Annotated in this window: 10 protein-coding genes and 1 pseudogene; 3 read left to right on the top strand and 8 right to left on the bottom strand. The window is 48.7% G+C overall.

The annotated features are described in order from the left end of the window. Positions 1-505: 3'-5' exonuclease (locus DD606_RS09780; protein WP_284700080.1), on the top strand; the 505-nt coding region annotated here is incomplete at its 5' end. A 2-nt stretch (positions 506-507) separates the two neighbouring features. Here DD606_RS09780 and DD606_RS09775 read toward each other — a convergent pair. Then, on the bottom strand, positions 508-762 hold the full coding sequence (locus DD606_RS09775; protein ID WP_000880375.1) for a hypothetical protein: 255 nt from the start codon (positions 760-762) through the stop codon (positions 508-510). Positions 763-887: 125 nt separating this feature from the next. Beyond that, positions 888-1123, bottom strand: a pseudogene (locus DD606_RS09770) (type I restriction-modification system subunit M N-terminal domain-containing protein); the annotation flags it as partial. A 625-nt stretch (positions 1124-1748) separates the two neighbouring features. Here DD606_RS09770 and DD606_RS09765 point away from each other — a divergent pair. Both DD606_RS09765 and DD606_RS09760 read left to right on the top strand, forming a co-directional pair. Then, entirely contained in the window at positions 1749-2090 is a 342-nt protein-coding gene (locus DD606_RS09765) for a hypothetical protein (protein ID WP_001151572.1), read from the top strand. Positions 2091-2181: 91 nt separating this feature from the next. Beyond that, complete coding sequence (locus DD606_RS09760; RefSeq protein ID WP_000398479.1) at positions 2182-2373, top strand: hypothetical protein; 192 nt, start codon at positions 2182-2184, stop codon at positions 2371-2373. Between the two features lie 240 nt (positions 2374-2613). Here DD606_RS09760 and DD606_RS09755 read toward each other — a convergent pair whose 3' ends face one another. The 6 genes from DD606_RS09755 to DD606_RS09725 form a co-directional block, all read right to left on the bottom strand. Then, positions 2614-3069 carry a hypothetical protein gene (locus tag DD606_RS09755; protein WP_000374058.1) on the bottom strand — a complete coding sequence of 152 codons (456 nt, stop codon included), beginning with the start codon at positions 3067-3069 and terminating at the stop codon, positions 2614-2616. 90 nt (positions 3070-3159) lie between these two features. Then, entirely contained in the window at positions 3160-4401 is a 1242-nt protein-coding gene (locus tag DD606_RS09750) for a VWA domain-containing protein (RefSeq protein WP_001053340.1), read from the bottom strand. Positions 4402-4829: 428 nt separating this feature from the next. Further along, a complete protein-coding gene (locus DD606_RS09740) occupies positions 4830-5405 on the bottom strand; it encodes a TerD family protein (protein ID WP_000301247.1) in 576 nt (191 codons plus the stop codon). Between the two features lie 68 nt (positions 5406-5473). Continuing rightward, positions 5474-6052, bottom strand: coding sequence for a tellurium resistance membrane protein TerD (gene terD / locus DD606_RS09735; RefSeq protein WP_000116680.1), 579 nt, complete (start codon positions 6050-6052; stop codon positions 5474-5476). A 48-nt stretch (positions 6053-6100) separates the two neighbouring features. Further along, complete coding sequence (gene terC / locus DD606_RS09730; RefSeq protein WP_000255079.1) at positions 6101-7141, bottom strand: tellurium resistance membrane protein TerC; 1041 nt, start codon at positions 7139-7141, stop codon at positions 6101-6103. A 22-nt stretch (positions 7142-7163) separates the two neighbouring features. After that, positions 7164-7619 carry a tellurite resistance TerB family protein gene (locus DD606_RS09725; RefSeq protein WP_000007449.1) on the bottom strand — a complete coding sequence of 152 codons (456 nt, stop codon included), beginning with the start codon at positions 7617-7619 and terminating at the stop codon, positions 7164-7166.

The following is a 7619-nucleotide window of genomic DNA, read 5'->3' as shown; positions in this document are numbered from 1 at the left end:
CTCATCAAGGCGCGGGAATAAAATCCCATTCAGACGCCGGATAGATTCAAGCAAGCCAACTTGTCGTCAAAATCGGTGTTGCAAAAACGGGAGTGACCATAGATTCCGTTTTCTGAGACGACCCCTGATCGGGCTGAATGAGCAGGAATTTCCTGGCGGCAAACCCGATGATGTTTACAGCGTTCGCACATCGATGAACACCCCTCCGGCCGAAGAGGAAATCGAGGAGGAACGTCGGCTGTTTTATGTCGGTATCACTCGCACAAAACAGCAGCTAAATCTGGTGGTCCCTCTTGATGAAGGGCTTGCGCGGTGGCTCAAAAACCGCTGGGATAGCACCCCGAAGAAGTCACCGATAGCTACTCGCTTCGTCTATGAGGCTGGCTGGACTGCTTGTGCGGTTACCAGTGATGCGATCTATAACAGCACGGTAGAGAAACAGAAGGCTGACTTCAGCAAGTTTCACCAATGGTATCTAAGAGATCTTCAGCGGCTAAAAGTCTAGGGCTACCGATACTTTTCGATTTCAGACAGGTGCTCGTTATCCAGATCAATTGTGGCTTTTCTTTCAGAAGCGAGCTTCTTCGCTCGCTTTGCATACTGAAGCCCCTTGGCTGGCTGCTCTCCGCGTAGGATCTGTTCAGCCTGCTTGCTCGTGCTGTGCCCCAGAAAGCGTTCGTACTGCTCGTCAGATACCTCAGTGCCGATCAGTCGTTCGATCCAGCCGCTTTTCGGCGGGTAACTTACGCCCAGCGCAAGCAACTGCCTTTTCTGTACCCACTATTTCCGGCGCGGCCGGCTTCAATCAAGGCTTTGGTTAGAACTACAGCCATTTGGGGACTCTCATACACAAACCTGAACCATGCGGGTCTGATTGGCGGTCAAGATAGCAGCGCATCGAAATCAACACTGAACTCTGCTTCTAAGAACTCAATCGTGGCTGGTTGGCTATCGAGCGATGCTTCCCGTGTAGACTCCAGTGCGCACTCCAATCGACGCAGCAGAGTAAACGGCAAAATGATCTTGCCGAAGTCGGTATGCTTGAAATCCCCCCCCACAGGTCTTCCGCGTTCTTCCAAATGAAATCAGCTTGCGAAGCAGCCGAACCTACGAACTCTGCCATCTTGGCCTCCAACCAACTTTTGCACGAAACGGCACATCTTCCAAAAGAGGGTTGTCAACCAAGTTTTGCACAAAACGGACTTTGATCCATTTCTAACTAAAATCTACAATCCAACCTCAGATTGCAAATAGCCTATGTTTATTACAGATGGTATGGTTCGTGTTTTTGTTTATTCGATGGCAACTGTACTCTTTCTGCCGCTTGGCTTGTTGAAAAGCACGTGGTGGTTTTCACCATTGTTTGCGATAGCTGCTATTGATTACTTAATGTTTCTGCGTCGACAAGGCTAGTTGCTGAACCTCATACCTCAGAGCAATCTGTATGTTTTTTACACCACTGGTTAAAAGGTCAGGCTACGTTCCTGACGTTTTTTAAAAAACAGTTTTATGTTTGATGCGTTACTGGTCTGTCTGGTAACCCAGTGGTACATTACCATTATTAAGGCTGGCTGGCGGTGGTGCATCATGCTTAAACGACCCTCTCTGAGCGTACTTTCCGACAGTCCTGTGCACCGCACCACTTACCCGGCAGGCCTATGTCTTGGTTATTCTTCGTTGTACCTTTTTCTTCAGCTTTATCCCTGACATGTCTGTCTGAACAGTTCTAAGCAAACCGGAATGTTGTCATGGCCAAAGTACAAGGGCTCTTTGTTGGATACCGAAAATTCGCTGTTGATCGCGACTGGCTTCGTCAGCAGGAAGAACAACGTTATCGGGATCGCCAGCGACAATTTGATGAATGGTCCAGGAAATGGGTCACTGTAACCAGGCTCAAAGAGACTCGTTTATGGACTGACGGAGCCATCAGGCGATGGTTGGGTGAACCTCAGCAGCAGGGTAAATATAAAGTTTTCCCCGTTGAAGCGGTTTTGGCTGCTGAGAAGTTGAATGAGTTTCGGCTCTGGCTTAAACCCCGACTGGAAAAGAAACGTGCCCAGCACCACCACTTTTTAATTCCATTTCTGTAAAGTAGAAACAACGGCAGTTCCGGCCGCATTCAAGGCTTCGGCATCTGGTCAGAAATAAAGCGCCATTTTTCAGTATAAGGGAGGTTAGATAGTGGAAGGTATTGAGACACTGAGTTTGCAGCTTGATGAGAATGAAACTATGGCCCTTGCTCAATTAGTTAAACGTCTGAGCTGGAGCGATCTTCGTGGCTGTGCTGTGAGTGACGAAGAAGCCTGGGTAATGAAAAGCGCAATTGAAAAATTACAACAGGCGTTAAGGGAAGAAGGTTATGCGCCTCGATGAGGCTGGCTTCGTTCTTTATTCCGATAACAAATTTGCTTAAGGACTAACTATGAGCCAGCACTGGTATGAGGTGAAAAGCAATCAGGGAATTGTTCAGGTGATTGTTGGGAGAAGATATTAATGTAATGCGTTTCTGCATTACATCAAGCAGATTAGCTTTTTCTGGTCAAAATAGACGATGTGATTTTTCTTTAGCCGAAGTCCATCCGCTCCCCACGCAACCGGTAAAGGTTCGCAGGTTTAATAAAGATAGGTTTCGTATCTCCCTAAGGGTGGGATAGGTAAACTCATAATGGCATCTGTGTTTACTATGTAAGTATTCGGGTAAAATTCATCTAATACAGTAAAGTTTAGTTTCTTACAAAAGCTTAATAAATATGGGTTTTTCACGTCTTCTATTACAACATCGCACCAGGGATTCGATTCACAGCAAAGCTTCAGAAAAGACTTAAACCATCCCTTGTTTTGTATTTCTTCCGGAAGCCGTACCACATGTATGGTCAGACAATCTCCATGATAACGATTAGTACTTTGTCTAAGCCCTACAACAATCCCCTTTTCTTGAATCTGTACACCTGCCTGATGCTCTTTCATGTCGGGCGTATAGTGCCTTGCTCTGTTTAACCAGGCCACCAGCTGCTGAGCCGTACTTGGTGATTCTTCAGCTATCCATTTCAGGTACTTGATGCGGTCCATATGCGCCTCCCTGTACGATTTCCAATGAACAAAGGCTCTACAGTATTAAGCTGCTGTAGAGCTCATTCAACCAAGCTCAAACTGTGCGTATTAAAGGATGCCTAACCTTTTTGTTTCATCGATCCACGGTCTGAATTCTTCCAGTAGATTATCATATAACTTTTCATCGCTAATCGAACCGAAATCATCCATGGCAAAGAAGTGGGTGTTATCAACCCGGCGGTCAGTAAAGTCATCCAGATTTTTGAGGATACCGTAGCTTGAACCACCCAGGCCGACAAACTTCCAGAAGATGGGGTAGTTGGCAGAACGCCGGATTGCATCTTTAATCGCCCGGGTCTTGCTGATCCCGCCATCGGTAATAAATACAACATACACCGGGATTTTCGAGTCCTTAAAGTAGTCGACTATTTCTTCCATCACAGGAGGCTCGTTGTTTGTCCCTCCGAGGCCCGGCAGGTTCTCCCAGGCTGAACGCTTTCCAGCCCCGCGAATGGACTGAATATATGTGTCCAGGTTGTCCAGTGTGACGTTTGGATACTTCTTATGCTTCTCTCCAAATCCCCAGACATCCATTTCACCGTCGTCGTCGAACTGGGCGGCAAGAACGGCGATGCGGTCCAGCACAGACTGAACGTTACCCTTACTGAACTGGCCACTCATTGAGCCGGATGCGTCAAGTACAAATGCAACCGCTGCCTCAAGGGTGTCCAGTTTATTTTTAGTAAGACTGACCGAGGCTTTTTTAGCGAGGCTTACAAGGCGCGGAGATCTGGTTTCCAGTTTCTTTTCCAGACTGATACGAGCAGGCTTTGCTGGCTGCGGAGCTGGCTGTGCGACATCAACGCCATAGCTAATGGCCAGAGGCTCAAGACCACCGTTGAAACCCTGCCCGAGCGCACGAAGCTTCCAGGCGCCATTGTGCCGATATACTTCACCCAGGATAATTGCTTTCTCACTGCGGCCCTGAGTCTCAGCCTGGAACTCAGCGATTCCTTGAGCCTGCATGCTCAACGAACTGAGCCCACTGATGGTATCTTCACCATCAATGACAACTGTGATTGCAATTTTACTGATGTTCGCAGGAACACGATCCAGTGCTATCTCAATGCTGGACTGCTGAGAACCGGTAACGAGCTTTACTGCCCCTTCAGGAGAAGACAGATTATTGTAAAAGATAAAGTCAGAATCGCCGCTGACCTTTCCCTGAGCATTAAGCAGGAACAGGCAGGTATCGGGTTCGCCTTTAAAGCCGGATTTGGTAGGGTACTGAAGATTCAGCCTGATCGCAGATTGCTGAAGTGGTATGTTTTGTCCGGATTGTAGATTCACATTAACTCTCCTGATTTTTGATTATTTTAAAGCGCAGCGTTTATATAGGTTCCCCTGGCTTAGTTCAGGACGCTGGATTTCTGGTGAGGCGTATATATGGTGTGACACCATATTTCATCACGTTGAAGTTTCTATACCTGTTGAATTGGAATTTCCATTGGTCGGGTATTTTATCTTCCAGAACCCGTGCCTTCATAAGTCGCAAACGTAACATATATCAGAGGGGCATGCTGTTGATATAAGGCACGGAATACAGGCTTTAACCAGCAACCAGAGAAAAATCCGTTTCCTGCCTTTAAAAGGCTCACGTCAGAATTAACATCTCTCTGCTTTCTGAGATTCCCGAACCCTTTCTGCCCCCCCCCTCCTGATAGCGGATCGCAACCAAAAAAAACCCCGGCATTGCCGGGGTATGATTCAGCGTTATTTTAGATGTTAACGCCGTGCTGGGAGGCAAGAGCCGCCAGGCCACCGGCAAAGCCCTGACCGACAGCTTTAAACTTCCACTCAGCGCCATGACGATACAGTTCACCGAAGACCATAGCGGTTTCGGTTGAGGCATCTTCAGACAGATCGAAACGGGCAATTTCCGTGCCGTTGTCGTTGTTGTAAACGCGCATGAAGCTGTTGCTCACCATGCCGAAGTTTTGTTTACGCGCTTCTGCATCATAGATGGTAACGGCAAACACCAGTTTTTTGATATCTGCTGAGACTTTGGTCAGATCGATTTTGACCTGCTCATCGTCGCCGTCGCCTTCACCGGTACGGTTGTCGCCCTGGTGCTCTACCGCGCCATCAGGGCTGGTTTTGTTATTGAAGAAAATGAAATGCGCATCTGACAACACTTTACCGTCTTCGCCTACTGCGAACACGGAAGCGTCCAGGTCAAAACCCTGACCATCGGTTACACGGGCATCCCAGCCTAGGCCAACCATAGCAACATTCATGGTTGGTGCTTCTTTGGTCAGAGATACATTGCCGCCTTTTACGAGAGAAACTGCCATTTTTAGCTCCTGCAAACAGTTGAATGAGGGCTGCATTAACAGCCCCGGGTAGAAAAGTTACTTTTTGATCAGGACGCGTTAATGCCGTACTGAGCACATACAGATGCCAGACCACCAGCATAACCCTGACCTACTGCGCGGAATTTCCACTCACCATTGTGGCGATACAGCTCGCCGAACAGCATGGCAGTCTCAGTGGACGCATCTTCGGTCAGATCGTAGCGAGCAACTTCAGTCTGGTTATCGTCATTAACCAGACGAATAAACGCACCGGATACCTGACCAAAGCTCTGGCGACGAGCCTGAGCATCGTGGATGGTCACAACGAAGATGATCTTGTCAACTTCAGACGGGACGGCGTCCAGTTTAATTTTCAGCGATTCATCATCACCATCGCCCTCACCGGTGCGGTTATCGCCGGTGTGCGTTACGGAACCGTCGGATGACGTCAGGTTGTTATAGAAGATGAAATCTGAATCGCCGCGCACTTTGCCGTTTGAGGCCAGCAGGAATGCTGAAGCATCCAGGTCAAAGTCCTGACCGTCTGTTGAACGCGCATCCCAGCCAAGGCCCACCAGGACGTTTTTCATTGACGGAGCTGCTTTACTTAGGGAGACGTTCCCGCCTTTGGAAAGAGAAACACTCATAAAATAACCTCTTCGATTAGTAATTGTTCAGGTTAACACTTAAGGGGATTAACTCCCCTTTTCCTCAGATTCAGGTTTGCCCGGGAACATGACGCTTGCGAGAATGCCCAGCGCCAGTACACCCAGTACAACATACAGGCTGGTTGTTGCCGCGATGCTGTAACCATGATGCCAGATGTGATCGGTCGCATTCAGGCCGAGTTTTGCCGCGATGAAGAACAGCAGCACGATAACGGCCTTCTCCAGATGAACCAGGTACTGTTTCAGTGCCTCAAGGACAAAGTACAGAGTACGCAGGCCCAGGATAGCAAACATCATGGCACTATAGACGATAAGCGGTTCACGACTGACGGCAATGATTGCCGGTACCGAGTCAAACGCGAACATTACGTCCGAGAGTTCAACCACAGCCACACACAGGAACAGCGGGGTCGCATACAGCGCCGCTTTTTTACCACGGCCAATGGTGACATCGCTGTTTTCTGGTTTCGCCAGTTCAGCATCCACTTCCTTCTGGTTAAGCAGGAAGGCATGCCCTCTGAGCTTCGGCCAGATAGGGAAGAAGCGTTTAACCATGCGGTAAGCCAGATGCTGGGAGTAATCCTCAATTTCATCATCGTCATCACCGCTTTTAAGCATCATGACCGCTGTCCAGGCAACGATAATAGCGAAGACAACTTCAACATACGGCCCCAGACTCAGCAGGCTCGTACCGATGGCGACAAAGATGCCCCTGAAGACAATGGCACCAATGATCCCCCAGTAGAGAACACGGTGGCGATAACGATCCGGAACGGCGAACCAGGAGAAGATGGCCATCATGACGAACAGGTTATCGACCGACAGCACTTTCTCCAGCGCATAACCCGTGACAAACAGACTGGCAACCTCAGCACCGTGGTGGATATAGAGGAAACCGGCAAATGCCATCGCAACCACAACCCAGAATACGGACCAGAGCGCCGCACTCTTCAGCGAAATAGGCTTGTCATCACGGTGCATAAACAGGTCAATAAAGATGGCACCGACTGAAAGCGCAATAAAAACAATGACCGTTTCAGTCGGGAAGCCGATGTGTGTGGAAACCATATTTTACCCTTAGGGATGTGGATCAGAGGCCAAATTCAGCCGGGTCGAAGCCCAACGCGATAGCGATCTCGCGGGAGGCCAGTTTCTCGTCCTGATCGAAGTTACCGTCACTTTTCGCAACGGCAATACCAACACGTAAGGCCAGCTGAGCGGCCTCAGGCTGATCTTTCAGCGCCAGGATGTATTTCATGGTTTCGCCCTTGCCGATTTCAACATCGAAATCGAAGCTTGAAACCAGTTTATTGAAGAACTCAATCACCTCATTGGTATCGAAGACCTTCAGCTCTTCTGAAGAGCGCAGAAAGCCCATCATTTTCTGCTTTTCTTCCGAACTTACGCCGTCACTCGATACGGCAATACGGGCACATACAGCAACGGTGCCCTGCATGAATTTTTTGTTTTTGAAACGGCCAACCTGGCGGGTCAGTTCGTCACGGCCTGAGTTAATGGCACCTTTAACTTTGTCGAAAAAGCTCAT

This window comes from Enterobacter cloacae complex sp. GF14B (genome assembly GCF_004136805.1).
In the GTDB taxonomy this organism is placed as follows: Bacteria; Pseudomonadota; Gammaproteobacteria; order Enterobacterales; family Enterobacteriaceae; genus Enterobacter; species Enterobacter hormaechei_C.
This window is presented reverse-complemented; position numbering and strand designations above follow the sequence as displayed.